The organism is Ruegeria sp. BI11, assembly GCF_056538005.1.
Genome location: NZ_JBQFSM010000003.1, coordinates 351293 through 368426 on the forward strand (window position 1 = coordinate 351293; position 17134 = coordinate 368426).

Genomic DNA, 17134 nt, shown 5'->3' on the forward strand with positions numbered 1-17134 from the left:
CGGATGCTTGGATATAGTCTTAGCTTTGCCTAAGGTCGGTACGGCTTTTATTTGGGCAGCTTTTGTGTGCGAGGCAATCCGGTCAGATTTGAATTTAGGGTTCCATTTTTGAATCCAAAGTTCTTTTGAGTAGTGCCCGCACCGCCAGCAAGGCCAGCAGGGCAATTGCGGCAAAGAACAAAAACATCCAAAAAGCGGAATTCTGCAATCGAGAGATGTTCGAATACTCTTGAAAGCCAGTCAGGTTTCCGATGAACCCAGAAAATGCAGCCCCGATTGCCACGGCAAACATTTGTACAGTAGACATCGCTGACGCTGCCTGATCCCTTTCTTTTTCTGAAGTGAACTGAAAGGCCATGGTATTGAGGTGAGGCCAGCCCACTCCTATTCCGGCCCCCAATGAAATCAATACGACCGCCAAGACAACGACAAACATCGTATTGGCATGAGAAAGTGGAATTAGCGCCGCCAAGGTCAAAGAAGAAGCGCAGATTAGGCAAGGCCCAAGAAGCAAGATTGTCGGCACCAATTGCTTCCGAGTTTTTGCCGAGATCACTTCTGACGCTGCCCAACCAATAGATACCAATGCAGCAAGGTAACCCGCGGATATGGGCTGAAAGCCGTGCACTTTTTGGAGAAAATAGGGTAGAAAGAACTCGGCATTGATGCAGACAATCAACAGTGCCATGGCGGCAATTGCCCAAAACAGTGGATTGTCAAAATTCATTGCCCCAGTGGGAAAGAGCTTTGGCTCTTTGGCTCTTTCACGCGTGACCAGAACGGTGATCAGCATTCCGGCACCAAGTAGCGACACACCCGACGTAATGGGATTGTGGCTCGCTCCTCCAATTGAAACTGCCAAAACCGATGCGGCAAGCAGTGCCAACTGAATGAATGCGATCTTTGTACCGGACGTGCCAGTCGGTTCTTTGTTAGGTAATACCACGTTGACAAGAATGACAAAAACCGCCGTTGCAGGAAGCATGGCTCCAAAGCCGAGGCGCCAGGCGTCAAACTGCGCGAACATTCCTCCAATTGCTGGACCAAACAACATCGTAACACCCCAGGTGCCAGACAACAGGGCTAGGGCTAGTGGCCAAAGCCGCTCGGGATAAAGAAGAACAATCATCGAGTAGCAAAGGGTGAATAGGATGCCACCTCCAGCCCCTTGGACAATTCGGCCGGCCAGCAGGTTAAACATATCTGGCGCTGTGGCAGCTAACAAACACCCGATAGAAAAGAGGAGCCCTGCGAGTGCGAAGCTTCGTTTTATGCCAACCCAACGCATAAACTTACCGGTAATTGCGGCGCTGATAATAGCAGCGACAGTGGCAAGCGACGACGTCCAAGAATAGAGATGTTGGCCTCCAATATCCGTAACGATTGAAGGTAGCATAGTCGCGGTGATCGTAAGATTTACTGCATGCAACGCTATTCCACCAGCTAGAACCAGTGAAATTGCAGAGTACGGTCCTCCAATGAGTTCACGCCAAGACACCTCTTCAGTGCCAACATTTACTTCTGCGTCCGAAACAGACATATCTCACCCAATTTGTAGCGATTCGAAACTTATTTTCTTCTTAAGTGCTCAACCTAACTTAAGGTCAATACAAATTTTTCGTCACGTCGCTGAGCGGCGTCGAGCTGGAAATACTTGGATAGTACATAGCGATTAAGCTTGCTTTAAGCTGTTTCTACAAAAGGCTGACAGCTGTTTGGCCTGTGTCGGCGGTCTCCAGCAGTGAGAGGAAAAATTGTTTGTAAGTTAAAAAATAAACGAAAAAACTAAAATACGCATAATATTTTGTTCCTGACTGTGCATCCAATTGTCGTTTGTCCGGGGTTGCAGCCTGCGCCAGATTTACCGCAGGCGTTAACTCGACGGCACCGGATGGAATTATGAACCAGAGATCTCAAATTGACCTTCTACTTGATGACAGCGCCAAAGCAGCTGCAACAGTTATGCTTGAAAAAGTCGTAAGTAGCTTTCGACGCAGTTCTGAATCTAAAGCTACGATTGATGTTCAAAATCCGAGCACTGGCGAAGTGATAGGAGCTGTAGCTAACGAGGGTGCTGTCGGCGTTGCAGAGGCCGTCAGTAAGGCAAGCGAAGCGCTTGGCGCTTGGTCGGAACTTCTGCCCAGAGAGCGTGGCGCAATTATGATGCGCTGGCATCGCCTCATTCAAAAAAACTCGAATTCACTCGCTGCGATGATGACATTGGAGCAAGGAAAGCCAGTAGCTGATGCACAAGGCGAAATTGCCTACGCGGCTAGTTTTATTGAATGGTTCGCTGAAGAGGGAAACCGGCTTTACGCGGACACGATTCCTAGCCACCTGCCAGGTAAGTCAATGAAAGTAACTCACCAACCTGTTGGAGTGGTTGGAGCCATTACGCCTTGGAACTTTCCATCTGCGATGCTCACCCGTAAGGCAGCTGCAGCCATGGCCGCTGGGTGCACCGTCGTTTCGATACCATCCAAAGTTACCCCATTTTCCGCAATGGCGCTGGAAATGCTGGCTCGCGAAGCAGGTGTTCCCGAAGGTGTATTCCGGGTTGTGACAGGCCACGCGAGGGAACTTGTGTCAGAGTTGTGTGCGCATACCGAAGTGCGGGCCGTGTCCTATACAGGGTCAACCGAAGTTGGTCGCAATATCATGGAGCAATGTTCAGCGACGGTGAAACGTGTATCGCTGGAACTGGGTGGACACGCTCCGTTTATCGTATTTAGCGACGCTGATCTTGAGGCCGCCGTTCAGGGGGCGATTTCTGCCAAATATCAAACAGGCGGCCAAGACTGCCTGGCTGCCAATCGAATTTATGTAGCTCGCAGCCTCTATGATCAATTCGTCACCCGCTTCACCGAAGAAGCCAATAAGTTGGTAGTGGGTGACGGGTTTGATACGGCGGTAGATATTGGCCCGCTAGCATCCAATCCAACACTGCGCAAATCAATGGAGCATGTTGAGGACGCGGTCAAAAAAGGCGCCCGACTGATGTGCGGCGGTGAGCAGCCCGAACAGGGCGGTCTTTATTTCAAGCCGACAGTGTTAGCAGACGTAACGCCGGACATGAAAATTACCTATGAGGAAACGTTCGGACCCGTCGCGGCCTTAATGCCGTTCGACAATGAAGAAGCCGTAGTAAAGGCGGCCAATGACACTGAATATGGCTTGGTCGCATATGCTTACACCAACGATGTAACGCGGGTTCAAACACTACCGTCCAAGCTGGAGTACGGAATGGTAGCTGTGAACACTGCAAAGCTGACCGGCGCACCCATTCCTTTCGGTGGTGTCAAACAGTCCGGCAATGGCCGGGAAGGCTCACGTCTGGGAGTCCTTGAATTCACTGAACCGCAGTATGTCTGCATTCAAGCCTGAAACTTCTAGCTCGGGAATAAAACCAATGACAAAGAAAGTGGCTCAAACTGTAATTGAAGGTCTGCGTGATCGAGGGGTCAAGCATGTCTTCGGCGTTCCAAGCGGTGGCTGGGTGGATTTCATGGAGGCGATCCGCAATACCGACGGGATTGATTTCGTATTGACGGCCCATGAAGGCGGTGCGGGTTTCATGGCTGACGTCGCAGGGCGCCTGACGGGTGTACCTGGTGTCTGTTTTGCTACATTCGGCCCTGGCGCCACGAACCTTGCGACGGGTGTGGGTTCCGCCCAATTAGATCGCTCACCGCTTATTGCACTCACAGACGAAATGTCTGCGGCGAACCGTGATCGCGTGGTGCAGATGAACATCGACCATCAGGCGTTGATGGAACCGATTACCAAAATGACGACTCGTTTAACCACCGACAATGTAACTGAAACGTTGGACAAAGCCTTTGAAGTCGCGACCACTGGTCGCCCAGGTGCAGTTCATATTGGCATGCCGGTCGACCTAACCGCTCAACCCGCCACGCTGACTGAAGCCAGTTCCAAGCCCGCTTTAGTGCCCATGAAAGCTTCGAGCGAGGTGATCAATGCAGCAAAGTCGGCCTTTTCTAAAGCGCGTAAACCTGCAATGGTTCTCGGCTTGGGCGCGGTTCGCGTGGGCCTTCAAGAAGATATCCTGAACTTTGCAGAAAGACACAACATCCCTGTCGTTTTAACGCCAATGGCCAAGGGAATGATTCCTGAATCTCATCGGTCCTATGCCGGCGTGGTGTTCCACGCCTTGAGTGACAAAGTCGGCGAAATCCATGCTCAAGCAGACTTGATGATTGCCATTGGCTACGATCCTGTCGAGTTCAACTATGAAAATTGGCTTCATCCGATGACGCTGATCAACATTGATGATGCGCCTCTGGACATTGATAAGTCGATTTACACGGACACCCTTCATGTGGGTGGTGATATAGCGTCCAATTTCCGCGCTTTGGCGAAAGTTGAAAATACAGACAACGATTGGGACATGGACGACGTTCGTAGTCGCATGGATGCAATTTTTGCTCAGATGCGCCCCGGAAACGAGGAGTTTGGTCCATGCGCTGTGTTGGATACCCTGCGTGAAGTTTTGCCAGATGACGGCATTATGGCGTGCGATGTGGGGGCGCATACCCATTTGATTGGCCAAAAATGGGAAACCCGCGCGCCTATGACCCAGTTAATGACAAATGGATGGTCAGCTATGGGGTTTGGGCTGCCGGCAGCGATTGCAGCTAAACTCTGCCGTCCCGAAACTCCGGTTTGCGCGGTACTGGGTGACGGTGGGTTTCTGATGACCGCGGGAGAGCTTTCAACAGCTGTTCGGGAAAACCTTAATATTGTCATCGTGATTTTGACCGACAACGATCTTGCCCTCATCCGTATCAAACAGCAACGCAAGGGCAACCCGATTTTCGGTACGCCGGTTCGCGGTCGTGAAGGAAACATCGGTGGTGACAACCTCTTCGGTGTACCTGTGATGCAAGCAAAAGATCCAGCCGAACTGCAAGTGCAGCTGGAAGAGGGATTCAAGATGGAAGGCCCAGTAATTATCGAAGCTCTGGTAAGCAGCGCAGAGTACGACAAGCTGGTCTTGTTCAAGGATAAATAGACCCCCAAATAACACTCCCCCAGTACCTGGCCGGCGCCGAAACGCGTCGGCCTTTTTTCAAATTAGAGAAGAGAAATAATCTATTTACATTCAGATTATTACACGGTTCCGGCGGTGTAACGTCTCTGACCGTTAAACAATGCCCTTAGACTCAAACACAGTCGGACTAGCGCTCGCCAAATAGATTAGTTGGGCAGGGTCTAATTGACATTCGGTTGAGGCTCAATGATGCCACGTCGGCATCTTGACTAAGAAAAAACTTAGCTAAAGCTGTCGCGAAGCACCGCATCAAGTTCGCATGCGAGCTTGAGCAACTCGCAGTCAGAACCGAATTTCCCAACAACTTGAACAGCAGCGGGAACTAAGTCATCTCCAGAAACCGGGATGCTGATGGATGGTAGACCAAGTAAGTTGACCCATCGGTTCAGTGACAAAAGCTCAAGCGACAGTTTGCCGATGGCCTGCAGATCACCGTCGGCGCCCCATTCAGAGATTGTAAGGCCGTCGCGGTTGATCACTGGCGCAAGTATCCAGTCGCAATGAGCAAAGATGCTGCGGTCGACGTGCTCAACACAAGTTGCTCTGTTGGCTTGCGCGATTTCATAAGTTGTGTTTGGCACAGCTAAGCCAACCATCAGGCGTTTTTGCACGGAGGTGGGGTATTGTTCTGGGTACTTGGCTATGCGCGGTGCATGAAAGATTCCCGCTTCGTACCCTGTTATGAGCCCTGCGGTCGCGTTCATTCGGTCCAGGTCCAGTTCGGCGACTTCACCGCATTCTAGTCCAAGTTGACGCAAGGCTACTATTATACCGTTAAGGCCCATTTTCGTATTCGGACTGGCTTGCGCAAAAAGCTCGTTTGGTATCCCAGCAATTGGTTTTTCTCGAGGTGTGGCGGTCTTTTCGGGTTGAGTTGTAAGTACCTCGAAGGTTGACTGGATGCTCACTGGGGATTTTGCAATTAGTCCGATGGTGTCTTGGGTTTCTCCTAGTGGCACCGAACCCTGTACTGGAATAGCACCGCGACTTGGTTTGAAGCCATATACACCACACAATGCGGCTGGAATTCGGATCGATCCGCCAGTGTCACTGCCAACTCCAATTTGGACCGCTCCGGATGCAACTGCGACTGCAGAACCACTGGAGGAACCTCCAACAAGGAGGCCGTCGCCTAGGGGGTTGCGTGGTGGCGGAACCTGCTCATTCAGCTCAATTGGGAGGTAGCACCAAGCTGACAGTTTGGTTGTAGCTGCAATATGCGCTCCTGCGGTACGCAGCCTTGAAATCAGAGGTGTTTCTGGCAAGTCCAGATCTTCTGGCGGGCTTGCCAAACCGGCGGTTGGGTGGTGACCTCCAAATCTAAAAATGTCCTTGACCGCAACATGCATCATATTCGGCGATTTTGGCGGATCGAAGACCGAGCGAAAGCACCCGGTCTCCTTTTGCGCTTGCTCGACCGTGATTTCGGGCGTTACAGCCACATTGAGAAGCAGATCCTGAACGGCCTCTTTGGCAAAGCCAGCATTTTGGGTCTTTTCAGTTTCTGTGGCGGATTTTGCATCCGGGTTCAGCTTCTGAAATTGAGCCACCACGGCCGAGGCCGCTGCTTCTTTATCTGCATGGCTGAGCGTGATCCCAAATTGATCAAGGTTATGGTCCAGCTGCGCGCGTGCCTCTTTGAGGATATCGCTCTGCATTGTATGAACCTCCGTCTGCCAAGTGCTTCAGTCACTTGTCGTTTGCAGGGAACAACCCAGCATAGTGATTTGCGATTTCGCCTGCTGTTGCAAACCAAATGTCATCAGAATGTTGGTTGAGAAAATCAAGTACACGACGGAACTGGCGGATGCGAAAGGGCTGTCCCACAATGAAAGAATGTATGGTGATACCGCACGCCAGTGATTGACTTTTGGATTGTTCGAGCATCTCTGCAACATTGTCTATGCACATGTCCGCAAATGCCGTTGCTGTTCCGTCATGGAGTACTACCATCGGCACATCGTTAACTTCATGTGGGTATGGAACGCTTAGCAGTGGACCATTCTTTGTCGTCATCCAAGTCGGCTGATCGTCAATCGGCCAGTCCAGCGTGTATTTGTAACCGAATTCAACCAACAGTTCTTCTGTTACTGCGCTTGGATGGGCACCGGGACTCATCCAACCCTGAGGTTGAACTCCGCTATGCTTTTTGATGATATCGGTGACTTGTTTGATCATTTCGCGCTCTTCAGCAGGCGAAAGATGGTTGGGGTGTTCCGAATTTGTGTGCCCATGCGCGACGATTTCGTCTCCTCGCGCGGCATAGGCCTGGATTAACTCAGGGCAATGCTCGTAACAGCCGGAGTTCAGCAGAACGCTCATCGGCAGTTGATATTCATTGTAGAGCTCTAAGAGCCGCCAACCACCGACGCGGTTGCCGTATTCACGCCAACCCCAGTTGTAGGAATTTGGGTGCTCCAAGCCGGGTGAATAGGGCAACCCACCACCGGTCCCATAAGAAAAGTGTTCAACGCATAGGGCTGTGTACACCGCCATTCTCTTTCCGCCCGGCCACGAAAAATCAGGGCGATCTATGATAGCGCTATAAGGAAATCTGTTATTAGGCTCGATTTTCATAAGTGGCTCTCAGTTCTGTGTAGTGGTCTCAGCCATGTACGCGGGAGAGGGGGGATAAAACCTGCTTTCTAACGCGACATGGTAACGCCAATTGCGCGACGTACATAAATTTTCCATCATCTACTCGGCTTGTACAAAGCAGAATTCATGCTATTATGCATTACTTTAAGTTATTTGTCATTGAGGTTGTGATGGCGCGCCGGTTTCCTTCGCTCAATGCCCTGCGGACGTTTGAGGCGGCCGCTCGGCATCTCAGTTTCTCGGCAGCTTCAGATGAGCTAAATGTGACCCAGGCCGCTGTGTCACGCCAAATACGAGCCCTAGAAGATGATCTTGGGGTCAAACTTTTTAAACGTATGACCCGAGCAGTAGAATTGACTGAAGAGGGAATTCTTCTGTTTCCTCCCTTACGGGATGCACTTGATCAAATAGAACGGGCTACAAACAGGATCTGGGGGAACAAAGGCAGCGGAATACTCACTATCTCGGTCCTTCCCACGTTTTCAGTTAAATGGCTTATGCCACGCTTGCTGGATTTCTCAGAGAAGCACCCGGACATTGAAGTGCACCTAGTTAACTCAATCAAACCAGTTGATTTTGAAAAAGAAGAAATTGACCTTGCAATTCGTGTTGGGACAGTCGAGGCCGAACTAAACACAGAAGGAAGGCCGCGAATTGACCTGGTGATGGCTAAGGCTTGGGCACAGCTCCAGGTTGCTCCTCTGTTACCCGACGAACTGATAGCAGTTGCTTCTCCTGGTTATGTTGAACGGTATGGTGAGATAACTGACGAGGCGCAGGTTGGCAGCGTGACTCTGATTAACATGGCGACGAGACCCAATGCTTGGAGCGATTTCTTCAAGGCTATACGCTGGGAAGTAGATATGCGGCAGCATGAAATCTCCTATGGCCATTTCTTCATGACAATTCAGGCGGCGATTGAGGGGCGGGGAATTGCATTGGTTCCGCAGGTGCTAGCACAAAGAGATATTGCCGCAGGCTTGCTTGTGCCTGCAATGCACCGCCGCATTTCCAGCGACGGCCGTTACTTCCTGATCGGGCGAAAACGCTCGTGGGATCAAGGTAAAGTCAGGATTTTCAAAGAGTGGTTGCTTAACGAGGTGCGGGCATCTTCTGGAGGCCGCCAGGTTGAAAGTCACGAATGAAATTTGCTTTAGGGACTGATGCCCGAATGGGCATAGATTAGATCGGCAGTAGTCGCTCCAATTCAGCCGGATCCATAAGCCCCTCGCTGGATACAACCTCTCTTAAAGACAATCCCTGTCTCAGCGCAGCCTTTGCCGCGAAGGCTGCCTTTTCATAACCGATCACAGGCACCAGAGATGCAGCTTGTGTCACACTTTTCTTCAGGAGCTCCGAGCATCGTTCTTCGTCAGCTTTAATTTCTGCTACACATTTTTCATTCAACATTTTTGCTGCCCGGGTCAGAAGGCGGGTTGAGTTGAGGATACTGTAAAAAATAATTGGTTCCATAGCGTTTAGCTGCAGTTGTCCTGCTTCTGCCGCCATAGTCACAGTGACGTCTCGTCCAATGATCTCGTAGGCAACTTGATTCACGGCCTCAGGGATTACTGGGTTAACTTTTCCTGGCATGATCGATGATCCCGCTTGAACGGGTGGTAAATGGATTTCTCCAATTCCGGCTAGAGGGCCACTGCTTAGCAGTCGTAGGTCATTGCTGATTTTCGAAAGCTTCACTGCGATGCGCTTTAGGACTCCTGAGTAAGTGACGAATGCGCTTTGGTCGTACGACGCAGCCAACAGGTTTTCATGGGCGGAGAGAGGTTCTCCAAATATCTGAGAAAGATGCGAAACAGCCCGGTTTTGGTAACCATCGGGCGCATTCACCCCGGTTCCGACTGCGGTGCCGCCAAGGTTGATCTCCTTCAGGACTTCGGAAAGCTGCAGCAAACGTTCAATGTCGTTGCGTATCGCATCGGAAAAGGCTTTAAATTCTTCGCCAAGAGAAATGGGGACTGCATCCTGAAGCTGGGTGCGCCCAACTTTCTGAATGTGGGCAAACTCCGTCGCCTTGCTATCAAAGGAGTGACGCAAGCTCTGGAGTTCAGCAACCAACGGTGCACATTGGCTAATCAAAGCCAACCGCATCGCGGTGGGGTAGACGTCATTGGTGGATTGAGAGCAATTCACGGTGTCGTTAGGGTGAATTTCGCTGTAGTCTCCTAGCACTAAGCCAAGCTTCGAAGACGCGAGATTAGCGATTACTTCGTTCGCATTCATGTTTGTGGACGTGCCTGCACCGCCTTGAATGACATCCACTACAAAGGCGTGGTGGTGCTGTCCGTCGATTATTTCATCACACACTGCAATAATTGCATCAGTGGCTCTTTTGGAAATTGTTCCTAACTCGCAATTTGAGAGTGCTGCCGCTTTTTTGACCATGGCTAGCGAGCGTACGATTTCAGGAAAGTCGCTCAGTTTGACGCCCGACAGGGCGAAGTTATCCCGTGCACGAGCAGATTGAATGCCATAGAGCGCATCGGCAGGTATCTTCACGGTGCCGATGCTATCGTTTTCTGTGCGATACTCGCGGTTCATAATTGCTACTCCAACTTGAGCTTTCGTGACCGAATTGGGTTATCTCGCGGGAAAGGCGCCACATAGCGGGAGATCCTTCAATAGACTTTTGGTCGCTTTGCCGGAGTTAAGCCCAAAAAATCGCCTAGTTGACGGCTTCACATAACTTTTTGTTCCTTTAGTGCTCGGTTAAATGTCATGGGTGCCGGTATGCACGCTCTAACTTTTGGCAGGCCACCAGACCAAGCCGTTCTCTTTAAATGAAACACCAGAAAGCAGGGCAGCCTTGACCAGGGTGCCATCGTGAAAGAGTGCCTAAAAACCATGAAGGTGGAGCTTTGACAGCACCATGCATAACAAAAAGTAAATCATTTCGGTATCAATAGTCGGTTGTGATTTTAGCAGACCACCGACCTACTAGAGCGAACAGTTGCACCATCGGGAGTTGGATAATGGCGAGTGCCAGCGCAAAGAACACTTTGATCTCGCTGACGGGTATAAGCAAGGTCTACCCAGGTGCGGTAGCGCTGTCCGGTGTCGATTTTGATCTTCGCCAAGGTGAAATACACGCTTTGGTGGGAGAAAATGGAGCGGGGAAATCATCGCTGATCAAAATCTTGTCGGGCGATACACTTGCCAGCGCCGGTAAGATTAATGTCGGCGGGTCGTCGGTGAATTTCACTTCCCCCCAGGATGCTAGAGAAGCTGGTATCGTAACAGTATTCCAAGAGCTTACAGTAATTCCGAGCCTTTCGGTTGCGGAGAACGTCGTACTTGGGAACTTGCCGATGACTGGACCAATGGCTTCGGTTTATTCGCGCAAAACGGCACGGGAAACGGCCCAGAGAATATTTGAACGTATGGGGATTGATTTAGACCCAGACGCAAGGGCCGAGACGCTGTCAACAGGTGAAATGCAATTGGTTGAGATTGCTCGAGGTTTGGTTCTGGACCCGCCGGTTTTAATCTTAGATGAACCGACGGCTTCACTGTCCGACGTCGAAGCAGAACAGCTTTTGGGCATCATGAAGCAGTTGCGTGAATCTGGCCACAGCATGATCTTCGTGTCCCACCGCCTGGATGAGGTTTTGGACGTATCAGATCGTATCACCATTTTGCGCAATGGCGAATTGATTGAGGTTCGCGACCGCAAAGATGTCCGCGACACCAACGAACTCGTTAGCATGATGGTTGGAGGTGTGCTGGAAAAACTGTTCCCAAAGGTCAATGACAATATTGGGAGCGTTCATTTTCGGGCCGAAGGTCTGACCCGCGCAGGCGTGTTCGACGACGTTTCCTTTGAAGTGCGGTCAGGTGAAATTGTTGGTTTCAGCGGTCTTGTCGGAGCGGGCAGGACTGAGGTGATGCGCTCAATCATAGGCGCGGATCCTCTGGATAGTGGCAGCATCGTGAAAAACGGCGTGCATTTCAGGGCGCGCAATCCGAGGCATGCGATTGAAGCGGGCATATCCTACCTGTCCGAAGACCGGAAAGGTTCCGGCGTGGTGTTGTCCATGTCCGGTTACGAAAATGTCGTGATGTCGGCAATGCCCCGCATCTTCCCATCGGGATTCATCAAGTGGAAACAGGTTCGCTCCATCGCAGAGGAAATTTCAACCAGGATGCGTTTTCGTGGGCAATTGTCCAATGACACTTCGACGTATTCAGGCGGTAACCAGCAGAAGATTGCTATTGGCAAGTTGATCCTGTCCGGGGCGGATCTTCTCATTCTGGATGAGCCGACAAGAGGTGTTGATGTCGGAGCAAAAGCTGAAATCTACCAACTGATCCATGAGGCCGCCGAAGACGGCGCTGCGGTTGTCGTTGTTTCATCTGAACTGCCAGAACTCCTGAATGTTTGCCATCGCATAGTCACGATGTCGGCAGGCAAAATTATCAAGGAATTCTCGCGGGAGGATTTCGACGAAAACCAAATCCTGCAAGCCGCTTTTGCGGGTCACGCAACCGGGCATGGGGCGGCGGTATGACAGCCTAAGGACGTCCTTAAAGACAGGGAACAGAACAATGACGCAAGAGACAGCGACTATGCCTACCGGACTAGCCAGTAATACAAAGCTCAAAGACACACTCATGAATAGGGCTCGAGAATTTGGGATGCCGGTGGCACTCATCCTTCTCGTTATCTACTTTTCTGCAAGTTCGGACGTTTTTTTGACCGGCGCAAACATGCGCAATGTCGCCTTGCAAGCCGCAGCCCTCGCGGCAGTGGCAATAGGACAGACCTTTGTTGTCCTAAATGCAGATCTGGATCTGTCCGTTGGGTCCATCGTTGCGCTAGTTAGTGTCGTCGCCAGTATGGCAATGGCGGCCTACGGTGCTCCGGTCGGTATTTTTGTCGGCTTAATGACTGGTGCGCTGGTCGGTTTGATCAACGGATTAGTGGTGACTAGACTCCGCGTGATGGCCTTTATTGCCACATTGGCAATGCTGTCTATTGCTCAGGGCGTGGCTTTGAATATCAGCAAGGGCATTCCGATTACGGGAGTACCCGGCAGCTTTGCTGATATCGCGTTTGCACGCCTCATGGGAGTGCCAGTACCATTCCTAATCTCATTGGTGCTGTTTGTTTCAGCCGCAATCACTCTTCACTACACGCGACTAGGTCGCAACATCTACGCAGTTGGCGGTAATTCAGCGGCAGCGCGCCTGTCCGGCATTCCGGTACGTAAGACACAGACCTGGGCTTATGTAATATCCGGCGTTTGCGCTGCGGTTGCCTCGTTGATCCTTACGGCGCGAGTAGGTTCCGGCCAGCCCACTTTGGGGTCTTCGCTAGCGCTTGAATCCGTGGCGGCGGTTGTGCTCGGCGGTGTTTCGCTTTTTGGCGGTAGGGGATCAATCATCGGAGTAGGCATCGGCGTCGCCTTTGTCTCCATTTTGTCCAACGGACTGAATTTGCTGAACGTTTCTTCCTACACCCAACTGATGATCGTCGGTATCGCGCTGATCGCAGCGGTAGCCGTCGACCAGGCAATGTCCAAACAGAAATAGCCAATAACAAACATCTAACAGCCGGAGGAAGTACTATGTCCGAATCTCGTAAACACATCACGAAGCTGAAGGGGAAGAGCACCCTAGCAGCGTGCACATTGACAGCACTTTCTCTGTCAGCGCCCGTCGCCGCAGATGAAAAGATCGGTATTGCCATGCCGACCAATGCCGGTGCCTTCTATTCGGCCGTTCTTTATGGCGCGATGGATGAAGCCGAAGCGCTTGGCTACGATGTGGTGGTACTGGATGCAGGCGGTTTCACCCACCCTGAAACCCAGATCGACCACATCTCCAACCTAGTGGTTCAGGGTGTCGGCGCTATTTTGACCGACCCGATAGACCCGGCGACTCTGAATGGTGCGGTACGCGAAGCGCGCGGTGCCAGTATTCCGGTCGTGGGTCTGGGTTCACCGGTGGTCGCCACTGATGTCGAAGCGGACGCCGCGTCGACGTCTAGTCAGTGCGATCTTGGTAAGATGATGGCAGAAGGTGCTCGCTCAGTTCTTCCGGATGGAGGTTCCGTTGTCAGCCTTGCAGGCCCGCCCGGTGCCTATTGGGCCAACGAGCGTTATCGCTGCTTCAAGGAGAGCATTGAAGGCACAAACATTGAGATTATTAGTGAGCGCCACAGTGACGGAGACGCGGCAACTGCCCTGTCCACAACAAATGACTTCCTGCAGCGTTTCCCGGACGCAGATTTGGTTTACGCCGCAGATGACACGCTAGGTGTAGGAGCGAGCCGCGCGGTCCAGCAGGCCAACCAATGCGGGACCGTTAACGTATTAATGGCAGGTTACGGCGAGGCTGCAGAAGAAATGCTGTCGGCCGGCTGCGCACAGTACATCGTTGCCCAACAAACAGTTTTGATCGGTCGAACAGCAGTTCGTTTAGCCGACGAGTTGATAAAGGGCGGAACGCTCGACGAGAAAGTTGTGCAAGTTCCCTTCCTGCCGGTCACTTCTGAAACTGCTTCCCAAGTGAACGTTGCGGACATTCGGCAGCCAGCCGACTGGAAGCCTTAATCCACCAAGAGGTCATGATCCATGTCTGACACCATCAAACGATTTGTAAATGACGACCCGGCGCTGACGCCGTATCAGTCTAAGGCACCCTGGGCTGAAGCCGTGGAAGTTCCACCGAACGCCAAGCTTTTGTTCGTGAGTGGCCAAGTTCCACCGATTATCGACGAGACTGCTAATCCTGAAGACAGGGCAGCATACGGCGACACGAAAATTCAAACTGCGGGTGTTCTCAAAACTATCGAACAGATCGTGACCGATAAAGGTTACGAGATGGGAGATATCGTAAAGATGGTCGCTTACCTTTGCCCGGATCCGGACAAAGGTGGCGAAATCGATCTGGATGGGTTCGGTGAATCTTACCGAGAATATTTCAAGATCGATGGACCCCTTCCAGCTCGGACCCGTGTGCAGGTCGTACAGTTGATGAGCTCAGCATGGTTGGTCGAGATCGAAGTGATCCTCGCGAAGACATGACCTCCGATTCAACAAGTCAAACACAACAAGGAGGAAGATTATGATGGAAATTAGGAAGTCCTTTCTGAGGCGCACAAGTGTGGCTGCCGCTGCACTGCTCATGACTGCAACGGCGACGCTCGCTGATGAGAAGAAATTAGGTGTTTCGATGCCTGTTTTGGCGGGACCCTGGTATACCGCTATCCTATACGGGATCGAGACAAAGGCAGAAGAACTTGGCTACGAAATCGTTGTATTGGATGCCGGTGGCTATTCCAATGTTGACCGTCAGTTGTCACAGGTGCAGAACCTAATCACGCAACAGGTCGACGCGATCCTAGTGGACCCAGCTAACCCAAGTGCATTCAATGGCGTGGCCCGCGAAGCCCGCGGTGCCGGGGTCCCATTGATAGGGGTTTCTAGCCCAATTGTAGCGACCGACGTGCCGCCTGATGGAGCTGTGTCCTCTAGTCATTGCACTTTGGGTGAAATGATGGCTGCTGGTGCAAACGAAATCCTGCCAGATGGGGGAGAAATTGGTGTTCTGGCCGGTCCTGGCGGTGCATTCTGGGCTGAAGAGCGGCTTCGCTGTTTCAAGGAAAATGTGGCAGAGTCCGATATCGAGATTATTGCCTCTCAATCCACTGATCAGGACGTGGCAATTGCCCTGACGACTGCCAATGATATCATTCAGCGGTTCCCTGACGTTAATATGCTTTACGCCGCTGATGACACCTATGGCATCGGCGCGGCGAGGGCGGTTCAACAGGCAGGAAAATGTGGTGAGATCAAAGTACTCTTTGCGGTTCTCGGCGAAGCGGCTCAAGACCTGATGGAGCAGGGTTGTGTCGACTACGTTGTAGCACAAAAGCCCGTCACAATTGGCTCACAGTCCGTAGAACTTGCCGACAAACTGATTGCAGGCAATGCCGAGCAGGGCGAGGTACGGACGATTTCTCCAGTGGCAGTTTTTCCTGAAAACCTTGCGGAGATTGATTTGACCGAAATCCGTCAACCGAAAGGGTGGCGCCCAACGAACTAAAGCTGGGCCAGGGTGGGTCGAGTTTACTGCCCTGGCCTAATGCCTTTTCGCGCTTTCGCAAACAGGAGCGCGTCAGCTGAAACGAACAGGATGTTTGGAAACTTCGCTTTGGCGAACCAAATGGTGATCAAAATGACCAAAGAAAACAAAAAAATCAAAGTGGCCGTCGGCGGGTTCGGAGCCATAGGTAAATTCGTCGCGAAGGCTCTTGACGAAGGCATCGATGGGTTGGAGTTGGCCGCGGTGTCAGCGAACAACGTTGCCAACGCTGAGGCATACATTGCAGAAAACTTCACTCATCACTACGACGTTCTCGCTCTTGCGGAGTTGGCAGATGTGGCAGACGTTGTCGTTGAATGTTGCCCCGCAAAATTTCTTTCGGACGTCGCATCGCCGGCGTTGAAACAGGGCAAAACAGTCGTAGTTATCAGCGCAGGCGCGCTATTGTCGAACCCGCACCTCGAACAATTAGCGCGCGAAAACGGCGGTCGCATCCTTGTGCCATCAGGAGCGCTACTAGGCTTGGACGCAGTTCAATCTGTGGGGCAGGGGAAAATACATGAAATCAATATGGTGACCCAAAAGCCTCCTCTTGGCCTAAACGGCGCGCCTGCTCTGGTGAAACAGGGATTCGATCCGGCCGCTGTCAAAGAACCAACAAAAGTGTTTGACGGCACCGCCGAAGAAGCGATTGTTGGTTTTCCTGCTAATCTTAATGTGGCGGTAGCTCTCGGGTTAGCAGGTTCTGGTGTCCAAAATACCCACCTTGAAATCTGGGCCGATCCGACTGTCGTACGCAACACTCATACGATTACCGTTAAGTCTGACAGTGCGGACCTGACGTTAAAGATTGAGAACATTCCAACGGAGGAAAATCCGAAGACGGGTAAGATCACCCCTCTTAGCGTTATCTCAACACTGCGTAGGCTATCCGCTCCAGTTGTGATTGGTGCTTGATCATTGAACTTGAGGGCTTGAAACAACCAGCAATCTTGGTCCGTTTGCAGGTGGGCAAATGTTGTCCTGTATCGGTCATCCGACCTCCCGCAAACGGACCTTGTATTGGTTGTCGTAGCTTCGTTTAAGGTGACTTCCAGCCTCAGTATCTCTCTTCTCTTATCCAAAACTTTCGGACGTCTTTAGGAGGGAGGGCATACAGATCAGGAAAAACGATTGTAATCAATCATTGGCTGGATCGGATCAATCGCAACCGTTCTCACCAGGCCCTCAAAACGCGTTCACCAGTGCTGAAAACGTCAGCTGAGCAACGCCAATTCAATGGCCATGAAACACAGAGCAGGACAGCCAACTCGACAATCGAGAAACCCATTTAGACGCGATCCTTCTATGCAATCTAGATAGATAGGGTTTGTCACCGTTGACGCAGCGCTTTTTCAT

13 protein-coding genes are annotated in these 17134 nt (G+C 51.5%); 9 read left to right on the forward strand and 4 right to left on the reverse strand.

The window, feature by feature from the left end; all coding sequences use genetic code 11:
* Positions 1-94: 94 nt before the first annotated feature.
* Positions 95-1540, reverse strand: coding sequence for an MFS transporter (locus ACR0DT_RS10150; RefSeq protein WP_480710612.1), 1446 nt, complete (start codon positions 1538-1540; stop codon positions 95-97).
* Between the two features lie 359 nt (positions 1541-1899).
* Between ACR0DT_RS10150 and ACR0DT_RS10155 the strand changes: the two genes are divergently transcribed.
* Together ACR0DT_RS10155 and ACR0DT_RS10160 are read left to right on the forward strand one after the other, a co-directional pair.
* Positions 1900-3384: an NAD-dependent succinate-semialdehyde dehydrogenase gene (locus tag ACR0DT_RS10155; RefSeq protein WP_480710613.1), complete on the forward strand. Its 1485-nt coding sequence runs from the start codon at positions 1900-1902 to the stop codon at positions 3382-3384.
* 25 nt (positions 3385-3409) lie between these two features.
* A complete protein-coding gene (locus ACR0DT_RS10160) occupies positions 3410-5032 on the forward strand; it encodes a thiamine pyrophosphate-binding protein (RefSeq protein ID WP_480710614.1) in 1623 nt (540 codons plus the stop codon).
* Positions 5033-5292: 260 nt separating this feature from the next.
* Here ACR0DT_RS10160 and ACR0DT_RS10165 read toward each other — a convergent pair whose 3' ends face one another.
* Complete coding sequence (locus tag ACR0DT_RS10165) at positions 5293-6729, reverse strand: amidase (RefSeq protein ID WP_480710615.1); 1437 nt, start codon at positions 6727-6729, stop codon at positions 5293-5295.
* Between the two features lie 31 nt (positions 6730-6760).
* Entirely contained in the window at positions 6761-7648 is an 888-nt protein-coding gene (locus tag ACR0DT_RS10170) for a polysaccharide deacetylase family protein (protein ID WP_480710616.1), read from the reverse strand.
* A gap of 155 nt (positions 7649-7803) precedes the next feature.
* On the opposite strand from ACR0DT_RS10170, the gene gcvA reads away from it, so the two are divergent.
* The gene (gene gcvA / locus ACR0DT_RS10175; RefSeq protein ID WP_480710617.1) at positions 7804-8814 is read left to right on the forward strand and encodes a transcriptional regulator GcvA; all 1011 of its coding nucleotides are present in this window, start codon (positions 7804-7806) and stop codon (positions 8812-8814) included.
* Between the two features lie 37 nt (positions 8815-8851).
* Here the strand turns inward: gcvA and ACR0DT_RS10180 are convergent, their stop codons facing one another.
* Positions 8852-10228, reverse strand: coding sequence for an aspartate ammonia-lyase (locus ACR0DT_RS10180; protein WP_480710618.1), 1377 nt, complete (start codon positions 10226-10228; stop codon positions 8852-8854).
* Positions 10229-10686: 458 nt separating this feature from the next.
* On the opposite strand from ACR0DT_RS10180, the gene ACR0DT_RS10185 reads away from it, so the two are divergent.
* The 6 genes from ACR0DT_RS10185 to ACR0DT_RS10210 all read left to right on the forward strand — a co-directional run bounded on the left by ACR0DT_RS10185 (position 10687) and on the right by ACR0DT_RS10210 (position 16693).
* Positions 10687-12195, forward strand: a complete 1509-nt coding sequence (locus ACR0DT_RS10185; protein ID WP_480710619.1) for a sugar ABC transporter ATP-binding protein — start codon at positions 10687-10689, stop codon at positions 12193-12195.
* A gap of 184 nt (positions 12196-12379) precedes the next feature.
* Entirely contained in the window at positions 12380-13219 is an 840-nt protein-coding gene (locus ACR0DT_RS10190) for an ABC transporter permease (protein ID WP_480710620.1), read from the forward strand.
* A 35-nt stretch (positions 13220-13254) separates the two neighbouring features.
* Positions 13255-14241 carry a sugar ABC transporter substrate-binding protein gene (locus tag ACR0DT_RS10195; RefSeq protein WP_480710621.1) on the forward strand — a complete coding sequence of 329 codons (987 nt, stop codon included), beginning with the start codon at positions 13255-13257 and terminating at the stop codon, positions 14239-14241.
* Positions 14242-14262: 21 nt separating this feature from the next.
* Positions 14263-14715 (forward strand): Rid family hydrolase, encoded by a 453-nt coding sequence (locus tag ACR0DT_RS10200; RefSeq protein WP_480710622.1) that lies wholly within the window; start codon positions 14263-14265, stop codon positions 14713-14715.
* Between the two features lie 40 nt (positions 14716-14755).
* Positions 14756-15736, forward strand: coding sequence for a sugar ABC transporter substrate-binding protein (locus ACR0DT_RS10205; protein WP_480710623.1), 981 nt, complete (start codon positions 14756-14758; stop codon positions 15734-15736).
* A gap of 132 nt (positions 15737-15868) precedes the next feature.
* Positions 15869-16693, forward strand: a complete 825-nt coding sequence (locus ACR0DT_RS10210) for an aspartate dehydrogenase (RefSeq protein ID WP_480710624.1) — start codon at positions 15869-15871, stop codon at positions 16691-16693.
* Positions 16694-17134: the final 441 nt, after the last annotated feature.